The sequence below is a fragment of the Mycetocola zhadangensis genome (assembly GCF_003668565.1).
Classification (GTDB): domain Bacteria; phylum Actinomycetota; class Actinomycetes; order Actinomycetales; family Microbacteriaceae; genus Mycetocola_A; species Mycetocola_A zhadangensis.
Map to the genome: position 1 here is coordinate 130658 of NZ_RCWJ01000003.1, position 25175 is coordinate 155832.

Here is a 25175-nt window from a genome sequence, read left to right on the forward strand (position 1 = left end):
CGCGAAGGAACTGCGTAACTATGCCCCCCGGCTTTTCTTCCATTCTAGGGAAATTTGAAAACTTCTATACCCCCGGCCAGGGGGGCAGAATCTCGATGACGTTGCCGTCTCCGATGTCGATGAATGTGCCAGGAATGACGACGACACTTTCGCCGGCGCGGAGCCGCTGCCAGTGGCTCTGCGGCGCGATTACCGAGGTGCCGTTCGTCGATTTGAGGTCGGTGGCGACGATCGAGTCACCGATCTGCTTGATCTCCAGGTGGGTGGCCGACACCGACTTCGTCGCCGAAACGACCGGAACGAGCCGCGACGGGTCCGGCAGCGGAATGCGCGGCTGGCGCGGGTTGCGTCCGAAGTAGTGCACGGCGTCGAGCGGGTAGGCCTGGCCTCCGTTGATCCGGAACCCGTAGAGCAGGGTCTTCGGGTCGTTCGGCACCATCGGTGCCTCGCGCAGCACTGTTTCGTCTTCGATCGGCGGTGCGATGTCGCGGCGAAGCACGGTCTCGCCGTCGTGCCGCATCATCGGGTCGTCCTGCGCTTTCACCCGCTGCACAGGCGGCCGGATGATGGTCTCGGTTTCTGCGGGAGCAAAGCGCGGGCCGTCGGCCGGCCTGTGGGTAAGCGAGGGGCCGGCTGGCGGTGTGACCGGAGGTGCCGGAACGCTGGCCACGGCGGCAGCGATCGAGACGTCGGCTGGCGGCACGGGTGATGCGGTGGGCAGAACGTTATCCGGGAGAACGGAGGTCGAATTCGACACGGATGCCGTGGCATCCGTCGATAGGGACGTTGCGGAGAGCCAGTCGATCCGGTTGGCGACGATGACACCGGAGCCGAGCGGGAAGGAGACGCCGCCGGACGATGCTCCAGGGTTGCCGGTGAGACCGCCTGCGGCGAGCGCCGAGACGCTCGGGATGCTGTCGCGCAGCCAGGGCGAATCCGTGGGGACGACGCGGCGCCATCCGGCGGGCGTGCAGACGTCGAGCACGGCGTCGCCGTGAACGAGGACGTTCACTGTCGTGTCTTCTGCGCTCTCGTCGGTGCGTTCGACAGCGACAAAGGCGGACGGCTGGCCCGCCGAGGTGTTCGGCACAGCGGAGAGGATCTCGTCGAAGCTCGCTGAACCGCCGTGGACGAGCGCCCACAGGTTCTCGACGACGGTGGGCTCTGATGGTGTTCGAATCGCAACGAGTATCGAATCGCCGACGATGTAGATCCAGGGTGTGCCCTGGTTCGTCATCGCGTAGCGGTAATGTGCCGGTGTTCGTACTCGCTGAGTCGTCGTCACGTTCGTCCCTCAATACACTGTCGATCCGCACAAGCCGGGTGCACCCCACAACCCTCGGAGCACGCCTGTCGCTCCATTCTGCCCCTATGCCGGTGAATTCGGCTATTCCTCGGTTTCACAAACGGCTCGGGCGCTGGGTGTCCGGGCGTTCCCTCGCGCCTCTCGGGTGTCTGTGCCCTGACCTAAACTGGACGAATGGCTTCTTCCTCTCCCGTTCGTATTGCCTCGGTCAACGTCAACGGAGTGCGTGCCGCGTTCCGCAAGGGCATGGGCGACTGGCTCGACGCCTCGAACATCGACATTCTGGCGATGCAGGAGGTTCGTGCTGCGACGAGCGATCTCGAGAACCTGCTCGGGCCGGAATGGGACATCCTGCACGACCCCGCAACTGCGAAGGGCCGAGCCGGTGTCGCGATTGCCAGCCGCGCTCAAGCGCACATCCACCGGGTTGAGTTCGGTGCGGAGGACTTCGACAGCGCTGGACGCTGGCTCGAGGCTGACTACGAGGTCGGTGGCTCGATCATCACCGTGGTCTCCACCTATGTGCACTCGGGTGAAGACAACACCCCGAAGCAGGTGGAGAAGTACAAGTTCCTCGACGCCATGAGCGCTCGGCTGCCCGAACTCGCCGCTCACTCCACCTACGCGGTTGTGCTCGGCGACCTCAACGTCGGGCACCGCGAGCTCGACATCAAGAACTGGAAGGGCAACCGCAAGAACGCCGGGTTCCTGCCGCAGGAGCGGGCATACTTCGACAGGTTCTTCGGTCCGCGCGGCGAAGAGATCGAGTGCGTCGACGGCACCACAGGTGTCGGCCTCGGCTGGGTCGACATCGGCCGCACCTGGGCCGGTGAGGTGGAAGGACCGTACACCTGGTGGTCGCAGCGCGGTCGCGCTTTCGACACCGACACCGGGTGGCGCCTCGACTACCACGTGACGACACCCGAGCTTGCCGCGACGGTGAAGGACTACCGCATCGATAGGGCCGCGACCCACGCCGAGCGCTGGAGCGACCACGCGCCCGTCGTCGTGGACTACGCGATCTGACCTCGTCGACCGACGTGACCAACCGGATATCGTGAGCGAATCAGGTCGCGTGCGCCGGAGCATCCGCTTCTCGTAATAAAACTTTCGCCCGCACCGGGCAGATCTATCAAAGGACCCCCATGACCAAGCCCGTACTGTTCTCAGGAATGCAGCCGTCGAACGATTCTCTGCACCTCGGCAACTTCGTCGGAGCGCTGCAGCAGTGGGTGGCGTTGCAGGCCGAGTATGACGCGTACTACTGCGTTGTCGACCTGCACGCGCTGACCAGTTCGCCGAACCCGGAGGAGTTGCGGGCGCGCACCCGGTCGACCGCTGCGCAGTACATGGCTGCCGGAATCGATGCGTCGCAGAGCACGCTCTATGTGCAGTCGCACGTGCCTGCGCACGCCCAGCTGTCGTGGGTGCTCAACAACATCACGGGGTTCGGCGAGGCCGGGCGGATGACGCAGTTCAAGGACAAGTCGGCGCGGTTCGGTGCTGACTCGACCACGGTTGGGCTGTTCACCTACCCGGTGCTGATGGCCGCTGACATCCTGCTGTACCAGACCCGCGCGGTGCCGGTCGGTGAAGACCAGCGGCAGCACCTCGAGCTGACCCGCGACCTGGCCGGGCGGTTCAACAGCAGGTTCGGCGACACCTTCACGGTGCCGGAGCCGGTGATTCTCAAGGAGACCGCGAAGATTTACGACCTGCAGCACCCCGGGTCGAAGATGTCGAAGTCCGCCGAGAGCGAGGCCGGGCTGATCAAGGTTCTCGACGACCCCAAGGTGAACGCGAAGAAGATCATGCGTGCGGTCACCGATGATGAGGCGTCGATCCGGTTCGACCGCGAGGCGAAGCCCGGCATCTCGAACCTGCTTACCATTTTCTCCGCGATGTCGGGGTGGACGATTGATGCGATTGTCGACGAGTACCAGGGCCGTGGCTACGGCGACCTCAAGAAGGGCGTCGTCGACGCGGTGACCGCCGTTTTCGAGCCGGTGCGCACGCGCACGCTCGAGCTGCTCGATGACCCGGCGGAGCTGGACCGGCTGCTCGCGCAGAACGCGGCGAAGGCCAACGAGGTCGCCGAGAAGACGCTGGCTCTCGCGTACGAGCGGGTCGGACTTCTTCCGCGCTCGTAGCGGCGGTGCTCGGGCGGCCGGTTCGTGACCTGCCACGCGGAACTACGATGAAAGTTCCATTCGCCGTCGGATAGGTAGCGCATCGAGGAGCTGGTTGTGAGAATCACCAAGCGGGGTATCGCGAGCATGGTGACCTCGGCCATGGGCATTCTTGGGATTTTCCTGCTGGCGGCGGCGCGACGAAGACGTCTCGTCAGGCGATTCACCGCCTGAGCCCATTGGCTCACAACGGGCGTCGGCTGAATTTGCGCACGCATCGGTGGTGCGCCGGACCTCGCCGGTAGGCTGAGGAAATGGACGTAGTGCGACTCGAAACCGAACGGCTGATCCTCGACGAGCCGACGGAAGCGGACATTCCGTTCATCTACGCCTACTGCCAGGACCAGCTCATTTCGGACTTCACGACGGTGCCGCAGCCGTACCGTTTGCGCGATGCCGAAAACTTCCTCTCTCGAGTGGTTCAACCCGGCTGGGCTACCGGTCGTGAATTGACGTGGGCGCTGCGTCGCAAAACAGAGCCCACGATCCTCGGAGTGGTGTCGCTGCGCGACTGGAACGATTCGCAGGCCATGGTCGGTTTCTGGCTGGGCGCACCGTGGCGGGGGCTCGGTTACACCCCAGAAGCCGTCGCCGCTGTGAGCGACTGGGCTTTCCAAAGCGCATGGTTCACCGAGGCGACTCCGCCCAAGACGACGATCGTGTGGGAGGCCATGGTCGGCAACCCGGCGTCCGCGCTCGTGGCCCACAAGGTTGGCTTCCGATACACCGGCACCGCGCGCGGTGAGGTCGCCCGGTTCGGGGAATTCCCGTCGAGCCACCGGGCTGAGTTGGTCGCCACCGATCGCAGGGGGCCTGCAGAGGGCTGGCCAGCGGAGGCGCTCGCACGGTGAGCTCGTTCGCCCTCGTTCTGTTTGACCTCGATGACACGCTGCTCGATCATCGAGGCGCGGTCTCGCGCGGCATCCTTCGCCATGTTGACGTGTCCCCCGGGCACCTGGCCGTCGACGACCGCGCCGCCGCGGTCACGCTTTGGCACGCCCTGGAGGAGCAGCACTACCACCGCTATCTCTCAGGCGAACTCACGTTTGCGGCCCAGCGACGTGCTCGCGCCCTCGACTTCGCGGCGGCGCACGGCGTGACCCTCGCCGACACCGACGCCGACACCTGGTTCGACACCTACTTCGAGCGCTACCGCGAGAGCTGGCAGCTGTTCAGCGACGCTCTCCCCTGCCTCAAGCGGCTCGCCGACACCGGCACACGCGTTGGCGTCATCACTAACGGCGAGCCCGACTACCAGCAGGTCAAACTCGACCACACCGGGCTCGGGGACCGTTTTGAACACGTGATCGCGTCTGGCGGCGTCGGTTTCGCCAAGCCCGACCCGCGGATCTTTCTCGAAGCCTGCCGCCGATTCAATGTCGAGCCCTCGGAAGCGGCCTACGTCGGCGATCGTTTACAGACGGATGCCATCGGTGCGGCACGCGCCGGACTCACGGGCGTGTGGCTCAACCGCTTCGGCGAGAACGTCGCGGTCGGCGCGCTTGGGCACGGCACTCCCGTTGGCAGCAGCACACTCGCCGTCGCGCAGGCTGAAGCCGCTGACGCCGGAGTGCGCATCATCGGATCGCTCGACGAGTTGTAGTGACTTCGTCCGTGCGGATCAGTGGCCGACGACACCGAGCTCGTATGCCCGGATGACCGCCTCGACGCGGTTGCGGAGGTCGAACTTCGCGAGCACACGGCCGACGTGTGCCTTGACCGTTGACTCGCTCAAAAACAGCCTCGCAGCGATCTCACTGTTCGTTTCGCCGCGCCCGATGAGGATAAAGATCTCGCGTTCGCGGGCCGTCAACTCGGAGAACGCGTCGTCGGCGCTCGCGGTGGTGTGCCGAACTCCGAGGTGGGGTGCTGCCACTTCGATCAGCTTCGCGGTGATCCGCGGTGAGACAACGGCATCGCCGGAGTGCACGGCCCGAATCGCCGCGATGAGGCCATCCGGCCGTGTGTCTTTCAAAAGGAATCCGCCCGCCCCCGCGCCGAGTGCACCGAAAGCGTACTCGTCGAGGTCATAGGTGGTGAGAACGAGAACCCGGGTGTGAGGGTGAGCGTCGGTGATGCGCCGAGTTGCCTCGATCCCGCCGATACCCGGCATGCGGATGTCCATCAGCACGACATCGGGCCTCAGCCGTTGGGCAGCCGCGATCGCTTCCGCACCGTCGCCAGCCTCGCCGACAACGATCATCCCAGGCGTCGCCTCAAGCATCAGGCGAAATCCGTAACGAACCAGCTCCTGGTCGTCGACGAGAAGTACTCGAATACTGTCTTCCATTGTTATCGGTCCTCCCGTTGCAGTCGTGCGTACACGCGCCATCCGCCATCCTCGTGCGGGCCAGCCTGGACCTCCCCGTTATAGAGTGCGACCCGCTCCTGGATTCCGAGGATGCCGCGCCCTGAGTTCGTAGAGGCACCGACTGCCGATGACGCGTCCTGTACGACAATCGTCACTTCGTCGGCCATCCACCTCACCGAAACCGTCACCCATTTCACGCGGCGAGCATGGCGCAGAACGTTGGTGAGCGACTCCTGCACGATCCTATAGACGGTGAGGCCGAGTGCCGGGTCCGTCGATGCCGAGCCAGTGACGTCAAGGCGCACCGGGAGGCCCGCAGCGACAAACTCGGCGACGAGTGCCGTCAGTTGCGACGCGTCAGGTTGTGGCGAATGCTCCGCGCCAGTACTCCCGCGCACCGAACCGAGCAGGCGACGAACCTCTCCGAGGGTCCTGCGTCCTGTCTCGGCGACACGAGCGATGGCCTCCTTTGCCTCGTCAGGCCGCTCCGCTGCCGCGGCATGCGCCCCGTCCGAGATGGCGATCATGACCGAAAGGCTATGCGCGATCACGTCATGCATCTCTCGCGCGATCCGCTCTCGTTCCAGTGCTCTCGCGGCCTCCGCTTGCTGATCGCGCTCGCGCGCCAGGCGCTCTGCACGGTCGACCAGCTCTCCGATGTGACGCTGCCGGTGCCCGACGTTCGTTCCGAGCAGGGTCGCGATGAGGAGCACAACGGCGATCACCAGGTAAATGTTCGCCCAGTCCAGCACCGAGTCCCGAGGGTCTATCGGCGGCTGCAGTCCCAGAATCGGGGGCCCGATACTTCCGCGGACCGAGAGCGCCAGCGCACCAAGCCCGCCGCAGACCATGGCAATGCCAAAGCAGAGCCAGGCCGTCGATGCACTGCGACGCACGCCGGCCGTGTACACCGCGATCATCGCGAGCAGAGACTCGGCTCCCGAGCCGAACGCCAGCGAGAGCATAGCGAACACCATGGCGCCAACGAAGGCCAGTCGTGGATAGCGATGGCGGTATGCCAGGACCGCGACCCCGGAGAGGCCGAGCCCGACCATCGGCCACAGGGGCGTTGTGTGCGGTGGCTCCATCGAGAGCACAGCCATGCCGACTGCGAGCACTCCATACGCTGCAATCGTGAGCGCATTCACGATCACGAGACGGCTGGGGCGTGGGCGCGCGGAGGAAGCACCATCGCGCGGCGCCTCGATTGAGGCGCCGCGCGAAATGCTCTGCGGGGGAATCAGGCGTCCCCCCGACGGAGCCGAACGGCCCCGAGCAAGAGGAACACTCCGGCCCACGCCGCCGCGATGATCCACGCGGCGGCCGGGCTGACATAGCCGTCGGCGAGATGCAGGAATGCTCCGCCTGGGTCAGCCAGGCTGGTCATCGCGTCCCCGGCCTTCGACATCGAGAGAAGATGAAGGTTCCTGACGAACGGTGACGCAGGGAGCACCGAAAGTACGACTGGCAGCAGCAGGATCACCGAAAGAACTGTTGCGACGCTGGCAGCGACGGAGCGGAGCATGGTTCCGATCCCCAGGCCGAGGACAGCGGAGAAGCCGACGTAGACCGATCCGCCGAGAAGAGCAAACGTCACTCCGGGAGCAGTCAGCCCGATCTCAAGCCCGAAGGCCGCGAACATGCGGTACGTGATCGCCCACGAGCCGAACAGCGCGACGCCAGCCGCCGCTGTTGCGGAGACGAAAAGCACGACCGCCTTGGCGGCAAGCACGGTTAGGCGGGAGGGAGCGGCGATGAGCGTCGACTGGATTGTTCCGCTTGCGTACTCCCCGCTGATGACGAGCACCCCCAAAATCCCGGCTATGAGTTGGCCGAACAGGACCGTCCCAATTGTGACGTTATCGAGCATGAACCCCGCGGACGGGGCGTCTGGCAGCCCGGCATCTTCCATAGTCAAACCTAGCGCGACACTCACGGCGAGCCCGAACACGATGATGGAGAGCAGAAGGCCAACGGTGGATCGAAGGCTCGTGAGCTTAATGATTTCAGAGCGCAGAACGCCGACGAACGTCAAGCCGTCTGGGCCGGCGACGAAGGTCGCACGGTGTTTTTCTGTTGCGGTCATCGGTGTGCTCCAGTCTCAGCGATATGTGACGAGCGGTACTCGACTTCTCCGGCGGTGAGGGCAATGTACGCCTCTTCGAGCGAACCCGATACGGACGCGACTTCGTGCAAAACGACACCGGCAGTGGACGCTGCGACGGCAACGTGCTCAGCGGTGAGTCCTGAAATCTCGATTGCACCGTCCGCCAGCACCGAGACGACGACACCGGGCCCGGCAATCGTTGCCATCAGGCGTTCCGTGTCCGGTGTGCGGACGCGCGTCACCGAACGGGTAGCTCCCGCGATGATGTTGCTGATCGAATCGTCAGCCAGTATCCGGCCACGTCCGATCACAATGAGCCGGTCCGCCGTCTGAGCCATTTCGCTCATGAGGTGGGACGACAGCAGCACGGTTCGCCCCTCTGCGGCCAGGTTCCTCATCAGTGTGCGCACCCACCGCACGCCCTCCGGGTCGAGACCGTTCACCGGTTCGTCGAGGATGATCGTTGCGGGGTCACCGAGCAGTGCGGTGGCGATTCCCAACCGCTGCCCCATTCCGAGCGAAAACCCGCCGACACGTTTTCCGGCCACCGAGTCGAGTCCGGCCAGTCCGATGACCTCACGTACCCGGGAAGCGCCGATGCCATGCGTCGCCCCGATGGCGAGCAGGTGTTTGTAGGCCGAGCGGCCCTTGTGAGCAGCTTTTGCATCGAGTAGAACTCCGACTTCCCGCAGCGGAGCGCGGTGGTCCTGATAGCGGCGCCCGTTCACGTGAACGCTGCCAGAGGTTGGCCGGTCGAGACCGACGATCATCCTCATGGTCGTGGACTTTCCCGCCCCGTTTGGCCCGAGGAAACCTGTCACCTGGCCGGGCCTGACTGTGAAGTTGATTGCGTCGACGGCCACCTTGTTGCCGTAGCTTTTCACGAGTGCCTCTGCTGTGATCATGTACTTTCCTTTCGCATGTGTCGAGCCTAGGAAGGCTCGGCCACGGGCACATCGGACGCCGGTCTCGCATCTGTGTGACCACCAGTACCGGGGTACTGGTTAGCGTTCCCTGCGCGACCAACGCCCTAGCGCGTGCCGCACCTGCTCGAGAGGCAGCCCGGCGGCAGGCACCCAGCCGGCCAGCGCGGTGACACGACACGAATCGTCCATTGAGAGCGCGAGGAACGACGAAGTTCGTCCTCTCACCCGCGTCGGCGTGGCCGAGGGGCGCGTACGGCAGGCCGGCCGACAAGCAGCACCGCAACGACCAACGGGCCCGCCCTCCGAGGAGAGCGGGCCCGTTACGAGGGTGGAAACTACTGAACGTCTTCGTCGACCCAGTCGAACGACTTCGTTACGGCCTTCTTCCACAACCGCAGTGTGCGGTCGCGGTCCTCGGCGTCCATCTTCGGCTCCCAGCGCTTGTCTTCCTGCCAGTTGCCGCGGAGGTCGTCGAGGTTCTCCCAGAACCCGACGGCGAGCCCGGCCGCGTATGCCGCACCGAGCGCTGTGGTCTCCGCAACGACCGGTCGAACGACCGGCACGTTGAGGATGTCAGCCTGGAACTGCATGAGCGCATCGTTCGCGACCATACCTCCGTCGACCTTGAGCTCGGTCAGGTCGACACCTGAGTCAGCGTTGACGGCGTCGAGCACCTCGCGGGTCTGGAACGCGGTCGCCTCGAGCGCTGCTCGGGCGATGTGCCCCTTGTTGACGAACCGGGTGAGGCCGACGATGACGCCGCGGGCCTCTGGCCGCCAGTACGGGGCGAACAGCCCGGAGAACGCCGGAACGATGTACACACCACCGTTGTCGTCGACCGTCGTTGCGAGCGTTTCGACCTCGGGCGCCGAGTTGATGATGCCGAGGTTGTCTCGCAGCCACTGGATGAGCGACCCGGTCACCGCGATCGATCCTTCGAGCGCGTAGTGCGGTTTGGCGTCGCCGAGCTTGTAGCCCAGCGTCGTGAGCAGACCGTTTTTCGAGTGCACGATCTCTTCACCCGTGTTGAAGATGAGGAAGTTACCCGTGCCGTAGGTGTTCTTCGACTCGCCGGTGTCGAACGCAGCCTGGCCAAACGTCGCGGCCTGCTGGTCGCCCAGGATGCCTGCGATCGGTGTCTCACGAAGCAGGCTCGAGCTGTGTGCGTGACCGTAAACCTCGCTCGACGACTTGATCTCGGGAAGCATCGACTTCGGCACGTTGAACACCGACAGGATCTCGTCGTCCCACTGCAGGGTCTCGAGGTCCATGAACAGCGTCCGGCTCGCGTTGGTCACGTCGGTGACGTGAACGCCGCCGTCGGTTCCACCTGTGAGGTTCCAGAGCACCCAACTGTCGGTGGTTCCGAACAGCAGGTCACCTGCATCCGCCTTCTCGCGGGCACCTTCGACGTTCTCGAGGATCCAGACGATCTTGGTTCCGGAGAAGTACGTCGCGAGCGGCAGGCCGACCTTCGGCTTGAACCGTTCGACGCCGCCGTCGGCCGCGAACCGGTCAACGATCGACTGGGTGCGGGTGTCCTGCCAGACGATGGCGTTGTAAACCGGCTTACCGGTGGTTTTGTCCCAGACCACAGCGGTCTCGCGCTGGTTGGTGATACCGATCGCCGCGATGTCGTGCCGAGTGAGACTCGCCTTTGAGAGCGCCTGGCCGATCACCTCGCGGGTGTTGTTCCAGATCTCAGTTGGGTCGTGTTCTACCCAGCCTGCCTTGGGGAAGATCTGCTCGTGCTCAAGCTGCCCGGTCGAGATGATCGATCCGGACTTGTCGAAGATAATGGCCCGAGAACTTGTGGTTCCCTGGTCGATTGCGATGACGTAATCCGCCATGTCTTACTCCTTTGTATGCGTTTTTCTCAGATTCACAAGCGTTACGGATGCCACGTGGTGGCGACGGCAGAACACCGTCGCCACCCGTAGCTAAATGGTTGGCAGCAGGGCGAGGGAAGCCCAGCCAGCAATCGCTCCACCGAGAAGCGGTCCAACAACAGGCACCCAGGCGTAGCCCCAGTCACTCGACCCCTTGCCCTTGATGGGCAGGATGGCGTGAGCGATTCGAGGAGCGAGGTCACGTGCAGGGTTGATTGCATATCCGGTCGGTCCACCGAGCGAGATACCAATCGCGATAACAACGAGAGCAACGGGCAGTGCGCCGAGGGCGGCGAGCCCGGGAGTGTCGCCCTGGCGCCCGAACGAGATGACAGCGAAGACGAGCACAAAGGTGCCGATGGCCTCAGTGATGACGTTCCAGGCGTAGCTCCGAATCGCGGGTCCGGTCGAGAACACCGCGAGCTTCGCTGCCGGGTCGTCCGACGCGTCGAAGTGCTGTTTGTATGTGACGAACGCGAGGACCGCACCGAGGAACGCACCGACCATCTCACCACCGAAGTAGGTAAAGGTGGAGGCGAAGTCGACGGGGACTCCTTCGACGAACTCGGTGGTACCTGCCGTGATGAGACCGACGGTAACCGCCGGATTCAGGTGCGCGCCAGAGAGGTACGCGGCGAGCACACCGATGTAGACAGCAAGTCCCCAACCGAAGTTGATGAGGAGCCAGCCGCCGTTGAACCCTTTCGTCTTGGCCAACACGACGTTAGCGACGACGCCACCACCGAGCAGGATGAGGAGCGCCGTTCCGACGACCTCCGAGAGAAAGATTTGGCCTAAAGTAACGTCCACGTTGACCTTCCTTGGTTAGCGTCCCGGATGCGAGCGCTCCCGGAAAGCGGTGAATTTCGATCTCCTGTGAAACGTACCGACGAAAGGCGGTGCGGGACAAGAGCGCCGCGTGAGAATGCGTGCAGTTATTGCCGCCGCGGCTCCGAAATCAGGCGTTCGCCCCCGTTTCGAGAGAGTTCAGCTGCACGCCGTGCTCCGAGCGCAAAATTGCGGCTGCGGCAGCGACCTCGGCCAGCCTCTCACTCTCTGTCCAGTTGAGTACCGTTGAGAGGATGCCGGCCAGCTCGGTCAGCAGCTCGCTCGACGCTCCGCCAGTGAAGGCGATGCTCGTCCGGCGCTGCAGGACGTCGCTCAGGTGCACAACCGATTCGGTGCGCACAATGCGCTCGATCTCCTGGCGGCTGTAGCCCGGTGCGTGCGTCAGCGGGGTGTCGCCGGACTCGGCGAGCTCTTCGATGATCGCCGTTGCGCGCATTCCGTATCGCTCAAGCAGCTCGGCTGCTCGGACCTTGCCGACCTCACGAGAATTGTCTGCGAGCCAAACCTGCATCGCGGCATCCGTTCTCGGGAATCCGACTCCGCCACCGATAGGCATTCCGAGCGTGGAAACCGACCGTTCGCGACCGAGGAGGGCGAGAGTGTCGTTCGTAATGTGCTCGGCCAGGGCACGGAATGTCGTCCACTTGCCTCCGACGAGGCTGAGCATGGTCGACGTGCCGAGCTTGGACGACACGATGCGGTAATCACGGGAGACAAAGCCAGGGGCGAGATCGCCGTGGCCTGGGAGCGGACGGATGCCGGAGAACCGGTAGACGATCTCGCTGCGGTCGACCGGAACATCGGGGAAGACGTGCTCGATGAGCTCGAAGAAGTAATCGACCTCTTCTTCGGTGCAGATAGCCTTCTCGCGTGGGTCTGCCTCGAGGTCTGTTGTGCCGACCATGACCTTGCCCTTGAGCGGGTAGATGAGCACGATGCGGCCGTCCTTGTGCTCGAAGAAGATCTCGCGACCGCCGGTCGCGGCGAGCAGGGCGGGGTTGTCGAGGACGATGTGCGACCCCTTAGTCCCACCCATGAGCTGCGTGCCCTGGCCGAGTGCGGCGTTCGTGAGGTCGGTCCATGGGCCCGAAGCGTTGATCACGACGTCGGCAGTCATCACGAATTCGTCGCCTGAGACGGTGTCACGCATGCGCACCGATCCCCCGTCGGCGCCAACGGCCTCGACGTAGTTGGCCGCGCGAGCGTGCGGGCCGGCGGCGAGGCCGTCGTGCAACACGTCGAGAGCGAGGCGCTCGGGGTCGTGCACCGAAGCGTCGAAGTAGGTCGCCGTGTACTTGATGCCCGAGTTGAGCTTCGGCAGCGCGGCGAGCGCCTTCTTCTTGCCGACGAAACGGTGACGGGGAACGCTTCCGCCGTCGCGCGAGAATGCGTCGTACAGGGTGAGGCCGACCTTGATGAGCAGCGCACCGCGTTCCTGCGGCTTGCCCTGCTTGTGGGTGAGGAAGCGCAGCGGTGCGCTGATGATGCCGGAGAACGTGGAGAAGATCGGCACGGTCGTCTCGAGCGGCTTCACGTAGTGCGGCGCAATCTTGATGAGGCCGTTGCGTTCGGTGACCGATTCCTTGACGAGCCGGAACTCGCCGTTCTCGAGGTAGCGGATACCGCCGTGGATCATGTGGCTCGACGCTGCTGACGCGCCCGAGCAGTAGTCGCTGCGCTCAACAAGCGTGACGTCGACGCCCTGCAGGGCGAGGTCGCGGAAGGTTGCGAGGCCGTTGATGCCTCCACCGATGATGAGGACCGTCGAACTCGGGTGAGCCCGAAGCGCCTCTACCGTCGCTCGGCGGGATACTGGTCGCGTTGCCGAATCGTTCATGCTCGCTCTCCTTGCGCTGGTGCCGGCGTGATGCGTCCGCGTGTCGCGGCGCTTTCCGCCTCGCAACGATTCTGGGCTATATTCACTTCTGTGCAAACCCGATGCACAAACGTGCAAGGAGAGTCATGAATTCCACGTCGACCGCCGGTCTGCCGCCCAAGACCCGGGATGCCCTGACCGCAGCGCAGCTGTACTATCTGCAGGATTTGACGATGGATGCCATCGCTCACGAACTGCATACCTCCCGGTCGAGCGTTTCCCGCCTTCTCGGACACGCCCGTGAAACCGGGCTCGTTGAGATCCAGGTGAAGTCGCCACTGGACATGCCTCGCCAGCTTGAGGGCGACATCCGTTCAGAATTCGGAGTGGTTGCGCACGTCGTCCCGGTTCCCGACCAGACGAGCGACGTAGACAGGCTCGAGCGGGTGGCCCTCTCCGCTGCACGAATTCTCGGCGGCTTTGTCGACTCGAACATGTCGATGGGAGTGGCGTGGGGCTCGACCATGAGCGCCCTGTCCCGCCACCTGCTGGCGAAACCCACCCACAACTCGACGATCGTGCAGCTCAACGGTGCCGCCAACCCTCGCACGACCGGCCTGCTCTACGCGAGTGAGATCCTGCAGCGGTTCGGGGCGGCGTACAGCGCGACGGTTCAGCAGTTCCCCGTGCCCGCTGTGTTCGACGACCCGGCAACCAAGGCAGCGTTGTGGCGCGAGCGCAGCATCAGCCGCGTCGTCGAAATGCAGAACAGCCTCGACGTGGCAGTCTTCGGACTCGGCTCCCCCTTCGCTGGCGTTCCGAGCCACGTGTACATCGGCGGCTACCTGGACGACGACGACTTCGCCTCGCTGCGCGCCGCAGGAGTGGTGGGCGACGTCGCCACAGTGTTCTACCGCGAAGACGGCTCAACCGACGGCATCGGGCTCAACGAGCGGTCGAGTGGCCCGAGCATGGAGGTTCTCACCGGAATCGCCCGGCGCGTGTGCGTCGTGGCTGGCGAGACGAAACTGCAGAGCCTCCGTGGCGCCCTGGCCGCCGGGCTCGTCACCGATCTCATCGTCGACTCGGGCACCGCCCGGATGCTCGTCGGCAACTGACCTCGCACCGGGTGACGAACGGTCGTTGACCCTGCGCTCGGTCACGAACGGTCGTTGGCTCGGCGCTCGGTCACGAACGGTCGCTGGCTCGGCGCTCGGTCACAAACGGTCGTTGGCTCGGCGCTCGGTCCCAAGGGGTGGCTCGCGCGCTGATTTCGCCACCGTTTGCGACCGAGCAACGGGCTGTGGGCGACCGAACAACCGTTTGCGACCACGCAACGACTCGTTGGCACCGACCCACACCCCGTCCGAACGGTCGTTGGCTCGGCGCTCGGTCACAAACGGTCGTTGGCTCGGCGCTCGGTCACAAACGGTCGTTGGCTCGGCGCTCGGTCCCAAGGGGTGGCTCGCGCGCTGATTTCGCCACCGTTTCCGACCGAGCAACGGGCTGTGGGCGACCGAACAACCGTTTGCGACCACGCAACAACTCGTTGGCACCGACCCACACCCCGTCACGAACGGTCATCGGCTCGCGCTCGGTCACAAACGGTCGTTCGCTCGGCGCTCGGTCACAAGGGGTGGCTCGCGCGCTGATTTCGCCACCGTTTCCGACCGAGCAACGGGCTGTGGGCGACCGAACAACCGTTTGCGACCACTCAACGACTCGTTGGCACCGACCCACACCCCATCACGAACGGTCGCTGGCTCGGCGCTCGGCGCTCGGCCACAAACGGTTGTTGGCTCGGCGCTCGGTCACAAGGGGTGGCTCGCGCCCTGATTTCGCCACCGTTTGCGACCGAGCAACGGGTGCTCAGCCAACTCGAACGACCATCTGCGACCACGCAACGGGTGTTCGGGCAGCGCGCGACCGTGTGACGGTGTGCGGGGCGGCCGACACACCCCACTCCGCCGACGGGAACCACCGCCACCTCACAGCGAGCTGACACGAATCGACATTGATCGCCGGGAATAGAACCGCAACGGGCAGGTTGACCTACGATAGACACAGAAACGTGCTCCGGGGTCGGTGAAAGTCCGAACCGGCGGTTATAGTCCGCGAGTCGTTCGCAGCAATGCGAATGATTGAGCTGGTGAAATTCCAGCACCGACGGTTATGGGTTGCGAAAGCAGCCCTCAGTCCGGATGGGAGGCAGCACGCGCGACATTTGGCAACCTCGTTGCCAGGTGACGCGGCTCGAACGGCGCTACCCGCCGACCGCGCTACCCGGAGCTCTCCAGACACCGAGAGAAGATCCGAATGGGTACGAGCGACACCACCGCAGCGGCTTCTCCCGCGCGCGTCGCCGATCTCGACGACGCCATGCGCCTGGCCTTCGACCTCGCCCGACGCGGACCCGCTCGCGGCGTGAATCCGCAGGTCGGTTGCGTGGTGACGGATGCCACGGGCACAGTGATCGCGGAAGGCTGGCACCGCGGCGCTGGAACGGCCCACGCAGAAGTCGATGCGCTCTCCAAGCTCGGCAGCGGTGCGGTCCCGCCAGGAGCAACGGCGATCGTCACTCTCGAACCGTGCAACCACACGGGCCGCACCGGCCCCTGCGCTCAGGCGCTGCTCGACGCCGGTATTGCACGCGTCGCCTATTCCGTCGACGACCCGGGCCAGCACTCTGGTGGGGGCGCCCAGCGCCTCGCCGCAGCTGGAGTCGATGTGATTCCGCACGTGCTCGAGACCGAAGGCGAGGCGCTCCTCGGCGACTGGCTCCGCGCCGCCCGGCTCGGCCGCCCGTTTGTGATCGCGAAGTGGGCGCAGTCGCTCGACGGCCGCGCGGCAGCCGCGGACGGCTCGAGCAAGTGGATCACCGGAGCCCAGGCCAGGGCAGACGTGCACCGCAGGCGCGCCGCGGCGGATGCCATTGCGGTCGGCACCGGCACACTCCTCGCCGACGACCCCGCACTCACCGCGCGCGATGAGGCCGGCGCGCTGCTTCCCGAGCAGCCGGTCCCGATCGTCTTCGGGACCCGGGCAGTGCCCCCAGGTGCCCGTGTGCTCGCCCACCCACACTCCCCTGTTCAGTGTGCCGGCACGGACCTGGCCGCCGATCTCGAGAAGCTGGCGGAGCGTGGCATCCGCTCGGTGTTTGTTGAAGGTGGTCCGACGCTGATCAGCGCCCTGATCGCCGCCGGCCTCGTTGATGAATACCTCCTCTACCTCGCCCCCGCACTTCTGGGCGGCCCCCGCACGGCGCTCGGCGACATCGGTGTTGCATCGATCGGCGACATTCGCCGACTCGACATCGAGTCCGTGCACACCCTCGGCGACGACCTGCTGATCGTCGCCCACCCGAAAGGAAACGCCTGAGTCGTGTTCACCGGAATTATTGAAGAAGTCGGTGAGGTCATCGCTGTCGACCGCACCGCCGACGCCGCCCGCATCACCGTGCGCGGCCCCGTCGCCGTCACCGGCGCGCACCACGGCGACTCGATCAGCGTGTCTGGCGTCTGCCTCACCGTCGTCGAGTGGACTGAGTCAACGTTCTCCGTCGACGTGATGGCCGAGACCCTGCGCATGTCGACACTCGCAGACGTTGCACCGGGCCGAACCGTCAACCTCGAGCGGGCCGCCGAGGTCGGCGACCGGCTCGGCGGTCATATCGTGCAGGGGCACATCGACGGCACGGCCAGGATCCTCGCGCTCACCGATGGCAGCGCCTGGCGCGTCGTGCGATTTCGCCTCGCGCCGGAGCTCGCACCGCTCGTCGCTCGCAAGGGATCGATCGCGGTCGACGGCATCTCGCTCACGGTGAGTGCCGTGTCGAACCCGGACGAGGTGGACCAGTGGTTCGAGGTGTCGCTCATTCCGGAAACCCTCACGGCGACCACTCTGGGCACCCGCGGCGTCGGGGACACCGTGAATATCGAAACAGACATCGTCGCGCGACATGTCGAGCGTATGCTCGCCATGAAATCACGGTCTGAACGGATGCCGGCGGCGAACGTCGCAAGCGGAAGGAGCGACGCATGAGCCTCGCCACAATCCCCGAAGCGCTGAAGGCGCTGCGAGCGGGCAAGCCTGTGCTCGTCGCAGACGATGAGGGACGGGAGAACGAGGGCGACATCATTCTCTCGGCCGAGCTCGCCACCCGCGACTGGATCGCCTGGACCGTGCGCAACTCGAGCGGATACATCTGCGCTCCGATGCCGAACGAGCTGGCCGACCGGCTTGAGCTGCCCATCATGGTCCCGGCAAGCCAGGATATTCGGCGCACGGCATACACAATCACCGTCGACGCCGCCGAACATGTCACAACGGGCATCAGCGCGGCCGATCGGGCCACAACACTGCGTGTGCTCGGTAATCCCGGAGTGGTGACCACCGATGTGATTCGCCCGGGCCACATTGTTCCGCTGCGCGCCGTCGACGGCGGCGTGCGGGAACGCGCCGGCCACACCGAAGCCGCCGTCGACCTGATGAAGCTCGCGGGGCTCAGCCCGGTCGGCGCCATTTGCGAGGTCGTTGACGACAACGGCGACATGATGCGGCTGCCCGGACTGATCGAGCTTGGGGCGGCGAACGATCTCCCCGTGATCACCATCGCGGCTCTGATCGACTACATCACCGAGCACCCCGACGCGTCCGCCGCGTGCGATGCCGAGCCGAGGGAGGCCGTGTCCATCGCACAGTCCACCCCGGTTTTGTTCGAGGTGGAGACCAACGTGCCAACCACACACGGCACGTTCCGCGTTCGCGCGTACCGTGACCGCAACACCGGGGCCGACCACGTGGCCATCATCGCCGGGCAGCCGAAAAACGGCGCACTCGTGCGCGTGCACTCCGAGTGCCTCACCGGAGAAGCGCTCGGCTCGCTCAAGTGCGAGTGTGGCCCGCAACTGGACGCGGCCCTCGACACCATTCAGCGTCACGGCGGCGTCGTCGTCTACCTGCGAGGTCACGAAGGACGCGGCATCGGCCTCATCAACAAGCTGCGCGCCTACCGACTGCAAGAGGAGGGACTCGACACGCTCGACGCCAATCTTGCACTCGGACTTCCGGGTGACGCCCGAAGCTACCTGGCGGCATCCGCAATTTTGAAGGATCTGGGGCTCAGCGAGATCCGCTTGCTCACGAACAACCCCGAAAAGGCGCGCCAGCTCGAAGAGTTCGGTGTAACAGTGACCGAGCGAGTGCCCCTCGTCGTCGGTGTTGGCGCATTCAACGAGTCCTATCTCGAAACCAAACGTGACCGAATGGGTCACGAGTACACAGCATCATCGATCGTGGCCACCGGCCAGGAAGCAGGAACGCACTCATGAGTGGACACGGATCCCCCGACCTCGCCGTCTCGGGCGAAGGGCTGAACGTTGTTGTGATCGCCGGCTCCTGGCACGAGGAAATCAGCAACGGTCTCATCGCCGGTGCAACGCGGGCGCTGGACGACTCAGGGGCGAGTTACACCCTCGTCCGCGTGCCGGGCAGTTTCGAACTGCCGGTGGTTGCGAAGGCGGCGCTCGATGCCGGCGCGGATGCGGTCGTCGCTCTTGGAGTGATCATTCGCGGAGGCACCCCGCACTTCGATTTTGTGTCGGATGCCGCGACCTCCGGCCTCACGCAGGTGGCACTTTCGACGGGTAAACCCGTCGGCTTCGGTGTGCTCACGCTGGATGATGAGCAGCAGGGTCTCGACCGCGCCGGCCTGCCCAACTCGAAGGAAGACAAGGGCCGCGAGGCCGCCGAGGCCGCTGTGGCCACCGCCGTGCTACTGAAGGAGCTTCGCGGCTGAGCATCCTCACGCGTCAGCTTCGGTGGGCCGGGCGTGACCCCCAAACTGGTGTCCTGTCGTACTAGCTGATAGGTTGTTCCGGACGCGTCGCCGAGACGCCCGGTGGCAAGGAGGCCAATCGTGACAACACCCAACGCGAACGCATCGACGACACTGCGCCGTTCGGATCCGTATGTTGTGGACGGGACGCAGATTCAGGAGCCGCCCACGTCACTGGGCGGCCGGTTCCGGTTCCTGGGACCCGGGATGATCACGTCGGCGGCCGTTGTCGGGTCAGGTGAGCTGCTCACCGCAACTGCCCTCGGCGCTCAAGCCGGATTCATGCTGTTCTGGCTCGTCTTCGTCTCGACCTTCGTCAAGGTCTGGGTGCAGATCGAGCTGGCCCGGTGGACGATCTCAACGGGTCGCGTCGCGATCTCCGGCTACGACGACGTTCCTCCGCGATTGGGCAAACGTGGCTGGATGGCATGGCTCGTCCTGCTTATGTTCCTGCAGTTCCTGACCAGCCAGGCCGGAGTCATCAGCGCGGCCGCGTTCGCGTTCAGCACGCTGTTTCCGATTGGCGGCGAGCCGTACTCGCTTCTCTCGATCGGCTCGTGGGTCGCGATCCTCGCCAGCATCGCCATCCTCATCCACCTCGCGAACAAATACACGATCGTCGAACGGGTATCGACGGTGCTCGTCTTCGCGGTCACCGCGTTCGCCGTCACCATGGTGTTCCTCATCCAGGGAACGGAATTCGCCTGGTCGGGCGCGGACATCGCCGAGGGTTTCCAGTTCCAGGTTGCGGTCGGCGCCGTTGGCATCGCCCTGGCGATGTTCGGGCTCACCGGCGTTGGTGCGGGCGAGATGACCGCGTACACCTACTGGTGTGTTGAGAAGGGCTACGCAGCGTGGACCGGCCCGAAGGACGCATCAGCGGGCTGGGAGCGCCGGGCCCGCGGCTGGATCTCGGTTATGAAGGTCGACGCCTGGGTTTCCTGGGTGATCTACACCATCAGCACGGCCGCCTTCTACATGCTCGGTGCAGCCGTGCTGCACCCGCAGGGCATCGTTCCGGAGGGAACCGAAGTGATGACGACCCTGTCCGGCACCTTTGAAGCGGGCATCGGCGCGTGGGGCGCAACCATCTTCCTCCTCGGTGCCGGACTGGCTCTGTTCAAGACCATCATCGCGAACGTTCCGAGCCTCGGCCGCCAGATCGGTAACACCCTGTCTCTCTTCGGTGCTTTTGACTGGTTCAACCAGAATCAGAGGGACCGCTGGATGCGGTGGATCATGGTCATCCTCCCCATCGTCTGGGGCCTGTTCGGCACGATCGTCTCCTCACCACTGCCGCTGGTGCTCTTCGCAGGCGTGCTGAATGCCATCTTCCTCATCGGCGTGGCCATCGCAACGGTGTACCTGTCGCGCACTCAGACAGACAAGCGCGTCAAGGACGGCAAGGCGACGACAGTGATGCTCATCGTCTCGGCGTTATCGATTACGGCGGTCGGCGTCATCGGCCTGGTCAACACCTTCTAGGCCGCGGCGGATTCGCTCAGAGGTGATCCCATTGCCTACGCTTGCAACCGTGCCGACCGACCTCATGCGTGAGCCCCTGACCACCCAGGTATACCGGGCGATCATCGACTACATCGACGAGGAAAGGCTGGCACCAGGCGACCCGCTGCCTTCAACGGCGGCGCTCAGCGAAAGATTCAGTGTGTCGCGGCCCGTTGTGAGAGAGGCACTGAGCGCGCTGGCCGCCCTCGGCCTCATCGAGTTGTCGAACGGTCGCAACGCGGTAGTTCGACAACTCGATTCGCACCTCGTCGCCCTGTTCCTCTCGCGCGCCATTCGCACCTCAGCCGATCCGCTGACCACTCTCATGGAGCTCAGGGCACCGCTTGAAATCGAAGCGGCTCAGCTGGCAGCGATGCGGTCGACCGCGGCACAGCGGGAGGCCCTGAGCGCACTGGAACGGGCAATGAACGATGCAGTGAGCGACGCAAAGCTTTATGTGGAACTCGACCTCGAACTCCACAGGCAGATCGCTGAGTTAAGTGGCAATCCAGCACTGCTGGGCGTTACTGATGCGGTCCGCGGCCATGTGTTCGACGCAATGACCCGGCTTCGCGCTCACCGCGAAGCCATCGACAAGGTGGGCAGCGAGCACTCCGAGCACACGCGGATCGTCGAGGCGATCGCGGCGGGAGATGGCGAGGCAGCATCGGCCGCCATGCGTTCGCACATGGAAATGACGGCCGCCCTTGTGCGCGCCGTCGAGGCCGGCACAACCCAGCCTGTCATATAGCCATACAGCTCTGCTAAACTCGCGGCATCGCCGACGACGCCCTGGTCGGTACGTTCACCGATGCCGGAAGGCCCCAATGATGCGTGTTCTCGAACTTCAAGCAGCCGGAGATCTCCGACTCTCTCACCGGGACTCCCCAGCGGTGCCCGCGGACGGAGTGCTGATCCGCGTGGCATGGGCGGGCATCTGCGGCTCAGACACGTCCTATTGGAAGTCTGGCCGCTCGGGCAGCGCTGTGCAGACGCACCCGTTCGTGCTCGGTCACGAGCTCTCGGGCACCGTCATTGCGGTCGGCGACGCCGTCACCTCGGTTCGCCTCGGAACGGCAGTGACCGTTCACCCGGCATCAACCACGGGACCGCTACCGACGCGCCTCGCCGACCGGCCGAACCTGCACCCGCAGTTGTCGTACCTGGGGTCAGCCGCGGTGTCGCCGCACCGTGACGGCGCGTTCGCCGAGGAGATTGTCGTTCACGAGAGCCAGGTGCGCGCGATTCCGGCCGGCCTGAGCAAACGCAGGGCCGCCCTCGCAGAGCCACTGGCCGTCGCTCTTCACGCCGTGTCCCGCGCTGGCGACGTCGCCGGCCAGAGCGTGCTGGTCAGCGGGTGCGGCCCCGTAGGCGCACTGACCATCATCGCGTTGCGTGCAGGAGGAGCCACAGAGATCACCGCGATCGACCCGGCGCCGTCGGCGCGAGAGCGAGCACTTCGCGTGGGCGCCGACCGCGTGTTCGATGTCGGCGAGGACCTTCCAGGCGAGTACCCGATCGGCATGGAAGCGTCTGGCGCAGGCGCGTCGCTGGCCCATCTGCTTCGGACGGTCGCCGTTGGCGGCATCATCGTGCAGGTCGGCAACCTGCCGCTCGACCCCATCTCGATGCCCCTCGGACTCCTCGTGAGCCGTGAACTGGAACTGCGCGGCTCGTACCGATTCAACGACGAGATGGATCGCGCTCTGGCCGTCCTGGCCGAAACTCCCGCTGCCGACGAGCTGATCACCCACACTTTCCCGCTCGACCAGGCAACAGAGGCCTTTGCCACCGCAAGCACCGGAGAGTCCAGCTGCAAGGTGCTTCTCGAGTTCGACGGCTCGTAGGACCGCGCAGCCCACTGCCCAGAGGCAACCGGATGCCGCCCAGTTTTTGCGACCGAGAAAACTGCGCGTAAGGTGTGAAAGTCGCGCCACAAGCGCACAACTCACTATTGTTCAGCCTTTGGGGTGGCAGACGCGACCAGCCCGCGCCTCCAAAGCTTCCACTCACCGACGAGAAAGCACCATGTCAGCTCCAGCCACCACCGTTCCACAGGCTCCGGCCAACTCGAAGTCTCGCGTCATTCTCGCGTCGCTCATCGGTACGACTATCGAGTTCTACGACTTCTACGTCTACGCCACCGCAGCAGTGCTCGTCTTCCCGCACCTCTTCTTCCCGCCGGGCGATGAGACAACCGCACTCCTCTCGTCATTCGCCATCTTCGGCGCGGCCATGGTCGCCCGTCCGCTCGGCGCGGTCTTCTTCGGTCACCTCGGAGACAAGGTCGGCCGTAAAACCACACTCGTCGCCGCCCTGCTCACCATGGGAATCGCGACGTTCCTCATCGGCCTGCTCCCGACCTACCTGATGATCGGCTGGTTCGCGCCGCTGCTGCTCGTCATCCTGCGCCTCGCCCAGGGCTTCGCACTCGGCGGCGAGTGGAGCGGTGCGGCCCTCGTCGCTACGGAGAACGCCCCAGAGGGCAAGCGCGCCTGGTACGGCACCTTCCCGCAGCTGGGCGCACCGATCGGCTTCATCATCGCGAACGGCCTGTTCCTGATCATCGCGTTCGCTCTGCCGTCCGATGACCCGTCGCGCCCGTCAGACGCGTTCCTCGACTGGGGCTGGCGCATCCCGTTCCTGTTCTCCGCCGTCATGGTCATCGTCGGCCTCTGGGTTCGCCTCAAGCTCGTCGAGAGCGACGCGTTCACCAACACGGTGAAGTCGGGCAAGGTCGTCAAGCTCCCGCTCAAGCTCGTCTTCAAGAGCAACTGGCGCGAACTCATCCTCGGCACCTTCTTCATGCTGGCCACCTACGTGCTGTTCTACCTGATGACCACGTTCTCGCTGAGCTACGGTCGCGCGCCGATCGATCCGGCGGAGGGCCAGCAGCCTGGACTCGGCTACAACTACAACACGTTCGTGCTCATGCTGATCGCCGGCGTGGTGTTCTTCGGTATCTTCACGCTGCTCTCCGGCCCGTGGGCCGACAAGTTCGGTCGCCGCAAGACACTGATCATCGTCACCTCAGGAATCATCGTCTTCGGATTGCTCTGGGTGCCGCTCCTCGGCGCCGGAACCGTCGGAGTGATGGCGTTCCTCATCATCGGATTCAGCCTCATGGGTATGACCTTCGGCCCGATGGGTGCGCTTCTGCCCGAACTGTTCCCGACCAACGTGCGCTACACCGGTTCCGGCATCTCGTACAACGTGTCGTCGATCCTCGGTGCAGCCGTCGCCCCGTTCATCGCCGTCTGGCTGTGGGCAGAGGCTGACGGAAGCCCGTTCCTCGTCGGCGTCTACCTCGCCGTCATGGGTGTCATCACGCTAGTCGCCCTGATCCTCGGTAAGGAAACCAAGGACGTCGACATCAACCGCTAAGTCCTTTTTTCGAAAACGGATGCCGTTCCTCGCCTCGCGAGGAACGGCATCCGTTTCGTTATTTGTCACGTTCTCACTTCTGGTTCCCCTAAAAATCTGAGGGGGAATTCCGGATGCGTGGCGAGCGGATCCGCTCCATCGTGAGGACTGAAAAATTTCGTGGGCCCGCCCAGCCCGCCTCACCGAAGGGACAACGAATGACCGACGTTCTGACCGGCGATGCCGACAAGGCGTTGAAGGCAAAACACCGTGCAATGTGGGCGCTCGGGAACTATCCTGAACTCGCCGAAGACCTCATCTCCGCCCTCGGCACGACGCTCGTTGGCGCTCTCGACATCGGGCCAGGCCAGCGAGTGCTCGACATCGCGGCCGGCTCGGGAAACGCTGCCCTCCCGGCTGCGCAGGCCGGCGCCGGGGTGGTTGCGAGCGACCTCACGCCCGAGCTCCTCGCCGCGGGTGAACGGCGTGCCGCGGCCCTCGGGCTCGAGCTGGATTGGCAGCAGGCGGACGCCGAAGCGCTGCCGTTCGCGAACGACGAGTTCGACACGGTGATGTCGACGGTCGGCATCATGTTCGCCCCACACCATGAAGCAAGCGCCGCTGAGCTGGTTCGCGTCGTTCGACCCGGCGGCAGGATCGGACTGATCAACTGGACACCCGAGGGGTTTCTCGGTCAGATGCTCGCCACCATGAAGCCGTACGCTCCCCCGCCTCCTCCCGGCGCGACACCTCCTCCGCGCTGGGGCAACGAAGAGCACGTTCGGTCACTGCTCGGCGACCGGGTCACCGAGTTCTCTGCCATACGCAAGACGTTGCCCGTGACAAGGTTCGACTCCGCCGAGGAGCTGCGTGACTACTTCAAGGCGCGCTACGGACCGGCGATCGTGACCTACCGCAATATCGGGAACGATCCCGAGCGGGTCGCCGCCCTCGACAACGCCCTGGTCGAACTCATCTCAAGGTTCGACTCTGGGAGCTGCAACCTCGAATGGGAGTACCTGCTGGTGACGGCTCGAAAGACCGAATAGCAGGCGAACGGATGCCATTCCTTCCGTC

22 protein-coding genes and 1 riboswitch are annotated in these 25175 nt (G+C 64.9%); of the genes, 14 read left to right on the forward strand and 8 right to left on the reverse strand.

Annotation, left to right across the window (positions count from 1 at the left end; genetic code table 11):
• Positions 1-64: 64 nt before the first annotated feature.
• Complete coding sequence (locus tag D9V28_RS11290) at positions 65-1285, reverse strand: FHA domain-containing protein (protein WP_147440971.1); 1221 nt, start codon at positions 1283-1285, stop codon at positions 65-67.
• A 195-nt stretch (positions 1286-1480) separates the two neighbouring features.
• On the opposite strand from D9V28_RS11290, the gene D9V28_RS11295 reads away from it, so the two are divergent.
• The 4 genes from D9V28_RS11295 (at position 1481) to D9V28_RS11310 (ending at position 5098) form a co-directional block, all read left to right on the forward strand.
• A complete protein-coding gene (locus D9V28_RS11295; protein ID WP_121659851.1) occupies positions 1481-2332 on the forward strand; it encodes an exodeoxyribonuclease III in 852 nt (283 codons plus the stop codon).
• Positions 2333-2451: 119 nt separating this feature from the next.
• Positions 2452-3456, forward strand: a complete 1005-nt coding sequence (trpS, locus tag D9V28_RS11300) for a tryptophan--tRNA ligase (protein WP_121659852.1) — start codon at positions 2452-2454, stop codon at positions 3454-3456.
• A gap of 293 nt (positions 3457-3749) precedes the next feature.
• Positions 3750-4346, forward strand: a complete 597-nt coding sequence (locus D9V28_RS11305; protein WP_121659853.1) for a GNAT family N-acetyltransferase — start codon at positions 3750-3752, stop codon at positions 4344-4346.
• Positions 4343-5098 carry an HAD family hydrolase gene (locus D9V28_RS11310; RefSeq protein WP_121659854.1) on the forward strand — a complete coding sequence of 252 codons (756 nt, stop codon included), beginning with the start codon at positions 4343-4345 and terminating at the stop codon, positions 5096-5098. Before D9V28_RS11305 ends, D9V28_RS11310 begins: the two co-directional genes overlap by 4 nt.
• Before the next feature lie 18 nt (positions 5099-5116).
• Here D9V28_RS11310 and D9V28_RS11315 read toward each other — a convergent pair whose 3' ends face one another.
• From D9V28_RS11315 to D9V28_RS11345, 7 genes are all read right to left on the reverse strand, one after another.
• Entirely contained in the window at positions 5117-5785 is a 669-nt protein-coding gene (locus D9V28_RS11315) for a response regulator (protein WP_121659855.1), read from the reverse strand.
• Between the two features lie 2 nt (positions 5786-5787).
• Complete coding sequence (locus tag D9V28_RS11320) at positions 5788-6954, reverse strand: sensor histidine kinase (protein ID WP_220700493.1); 1167 nt, start codon at positions 6952-6954, stop codon at positions 5788-5790.
• A gap of 92 nt (positions 6955-7046) precedes the next feature.
• Positions 7047-7892 carry an ABC transporter permease subunit gene (locus D9V28_RS11325; protein WP_121659856.1) on the reverse strand — a complete coding sequence of 282 codons (846 nt, stop codon included), beginning with the start codon at positions 7890-7892 and terminating at the stop codon, positions 7047-7049.
• Positions 7889-8818, reverse strand: a complete 930-nt coding sequence (locus tag D9V28_RS11330; protein WP_121659857.1) for an ABC transporter ATP-binding protein — start codon at positions 8816-8818, stop codon at positions 7889-7891. Before D9V28_RS11330 ends, D9V28_RS11325 begins: the two co-directional genes overlap by 4 nt.
• 356 nt (positions 8819-9174) lie before the next feature.
• Positions 9175-10689, reverse strand: a complete 1515-nt coding sequence (gene glpK / locus D9V28_RS11335) for a glycerol kinase GlpK (protein ID WP_121659858.1) — start codon at positions 10687-10689, stop codon at positions 9175-9177.
• A 90-nt stretch (positions 10690-10779) separates the two neighbouring features.
• Entirely contained in the window at positions 10780-11538 is a 759-nt protein-coding gene (locus D9V28_RS11340) for an MIP/aquaporin family protein (protein ID WP_121659859.1), read from the reverse strand.
• A gap of 148 nt (positions 11539-11686) precedes the next feature.
• Complete coding sequence (locus D9V28_RS11345) at positions 11687-13414, reverse strand: glycerol-3-phosphate dehydrogenase/oxidase (protein ID WP_121659860.1); 1728 nt, start codon at positions 13412-13414, stop codon at positions 11687-11689.
• 125 nt (positions 13415-13539) lie between these two features.
• Between D9V28_RS11345 and D9V28_RS11350 the strand changes: the two genes are divergently transcribed.
• The 10 genes from D9V28_RS11350 to D9V28_RS11400 all read left to right on the forward strand — a co-directional run bounded on the left by D9V28_RS11350 (position 13540) and on the right by D9V28_RS11400 (position 25147).
• Positions 13540-14511 carry a sugar-binding transcriptional regulator gene (locus D9V28_RS11350; protein ID WP_121659861.1) on the forward strand — a complete coding sequence of 324 codons (972 nt, stop codon included), beginning with the start codon at positions 13540-13542 and terminating at the stop codon, positions 14509-14511.
• Between the two features lie 950 nt (positions 14512-15461).
• Positions 15462-15611, forward strand: a riboswitch (FMN riboswitch).
• A gap of 98 nt (positions 15612-15709) precedes the next feature.
• Positions 15710-16771 carry a bifunctional diaminohydroxyphosphoribosylaminopyrimidine deaminase/5-amino-6-(5-phosphoribosylamino)uracil reductase RibD gene (ribD, locus tag D9V28_RS11360; RefSeq protein WP_229728050.1) on the forward strand — a complete coding sequence of 354 codons (1062 nt, stop codon included), beginning with the start codon at positions 15710-15712 and terminating at the stop codon, positions 16769-16771.
• Between the two features lie 3 nt (positions 16772-16774).
• A complete protein-coding gene (locus D9V28_RS11365) occupies positions 16775-17434 on the forward strand; it encodes a riboflavin synthase (protein WP_121659863.1) in 660 nt (219 codons plus the stop codon).
• A complete protein-coding gene (gene ribA / locus D9V28_RS11370) occupies positions 17431-18723 on the forward strand; it encodes a GTP cyclohydrolase II (RefSeq protein WP_121659864.1) in 1293 nt (430 codons plus the stop codon). Before D9V28_RS11365 ends, ribA begins: the two co-directional genes overlap by 4 nt.
• Positions 18720-19190 carry a 6,7-dimethyl-8-ribityllumazine synthase gene (gene ribH, locus D9V28_RS11375; RefSeq protein WP_121659865.1) on the forward strand — a complete coding sequence of 157 codons (471 nt, stop codon included), beginning with the start codon at positions 18720-18722 and terminating at the stop codon, positions 19188-19190. The genes ribA and ribH overlap by 4 nt, the downstream gene beginning before the upstream one ends.
• A gap of 120 nt (positions 19191-19310) precedes the next feature.
• On the forward strand, positions 19311-20714 hold the full coding sequence (locus D9V28_RS11380; RefSeq protein ID WP_229728049.1) for an Nramp family divalent metal transporter: 1404 nt from the start codon (positions 19311-19313) through the stop codon (positions 20712-20714).
• Positions 20715-20745: 31 nt separating this feature from the next.
• A complete protein-coding gene (locus D9V28_RS11385; RefSeq protein WP_147440973.1) occupies positions 20746-21486 on the forward strand; it encodes a FadR/GntR family transcriptional regulator in 741 nt (246 codons plus the stop codon).
• A gap of 142 nt (positions 21487-21628) precedes the next feature.
• The gene (locus D9V28_RS11390) at positions 21629-22582 is read left to right on the forward strand and encodes an alcohol dehydrogenase catalytic domain-containing protein (protein WP_229728047.1); all 954 of its coding nucleotides are present in this window, start codon (positions 21629-21631) and stop codon (positions 22580-22582) included.
• A gap of 181 nt (positions 22583-22763) precedes the next feature.
• On the forward strand, positions 22764-24119 hold the full coding sequence (locus D9V28_RS11395; RefSeq protein ID WP_121659867.1) for an MFS transporter: 1356 nt from the start codon (positions 22764-22766) through the stop codon (positions 24117-24119).
• A 197-nt stretch (positions 24120-24316) separates the two neighbouring features.
• A complete protein-coding gene (locus D9V28_RS11400; protein ID WP_121659868.1) occupies positions 24317-25147 on the forward strand; it encodes a class I SAM-dependent methyltransferase in 831 nt (276 codons plus the stop codon).
• Positions 25148-25175: the final 28 nt, after the last annotated feature.

Excerpts from the sequence above, each read along its gene's own strand:
- D9V28_RS11295 (WP_121659851.1), top strand. The coding sequence starts at position 1,481 with ATGGCTTCTTCCTCTCCCGTTCGTATTGCCTCGGTCAACGTCAACGGA.
- trpS (WP_121659852.1), top strand. The coding sequence starts at position 2,452 with ATGACCAAGCCCGTACTGTTCTCAGGAATGCAGCCGTCGAACGATTCT.
- D9V28_RS11305 (WP_121659853.1), top strand. The coding sequence starts at position 3,750 with ATGGACGTAGTGCGACTCGAAACCGAACGGCTGATCCTCGACGAGCCG.
- D9V28_RS11315 (WP_121659855.1), bottom strand. The coding sequence starts at position 5,785 with ATGGAAGACAGTATTCGAGTACTTCTCGTCGACGACCAGGAGCTGGTT.
- D9V28_RS11325 (WP_121659856.1), bottom strand. The coding sequence starts at position 7,892 with ATGACCGCAACAGAAAAACACCGTGCGACCTTCGTCGCCGGCCCAGAC.
- D9V28_RS11330 (WP_121659857.1), bottom strand. The coding sequence starts at position 8,818 with ATGATCACAGCAGAGGCACTCGTGAAAAGCTACGGCAACAAGGTGGCC.
- glpK (WP_121659858.1), bottom strand. The coding sequence starts at position 10,689 with ATGGCGGATTACGTCATCGCAATCGACCAGGGAACCACAAGTTCTCGG.
- D9V28_RS11345 (WP_121659860.1), bottom strand. The coding sequence starts at position 13,414 with ATGAACGATTCGGCAACGCGACCAGTATCCCGCCGAGCGACGGTAGAG.
- D9V28_RS11350 (WP_121659861.1), top strand. The coding sequence starts at position 13,540 with ATGAATTCCACGTCGACCGCCGGTCTGCCGCCCAAGACCCGGGATGCC.
- ribD (WP_229728050.1), top strand. The coding sequence starts at position 15,710 with ATGGGTACGAGCGACACCACCGCAGCGGCTTCTCCCGCGCGCGTCGCC.
- ribA (WP_121659864.1), top strand. The coding sequence starts at position 17,431 with ATGAGCCTCGCCACAATCCCCGAAGCGCTGAAGGCGCTGCGAGCGGGC.
- ribH (WP_121659865.1), top strand. The coding sequence starts at position 18,720 with ATGAGTGGACACGGATCCCCCGACCTCGCCGTCTCGGGCGAAGGGCTG.
- D9V28_RS11395 (WP_121659867.1), top strand. The coding sequence starts at position 22,764 with ATGTCAGCTCCAGCCACCACCGTTCCACAGGCTCCGGCCAACTCGAAG.
- D9V28_RS11400 (WP_121659868.1), top strand. The coding sequence starts at position 24,317 with ATGACCGACGTTCTGACCGGCGATGCCGACAAGGCGTTGAAGGCAAAA.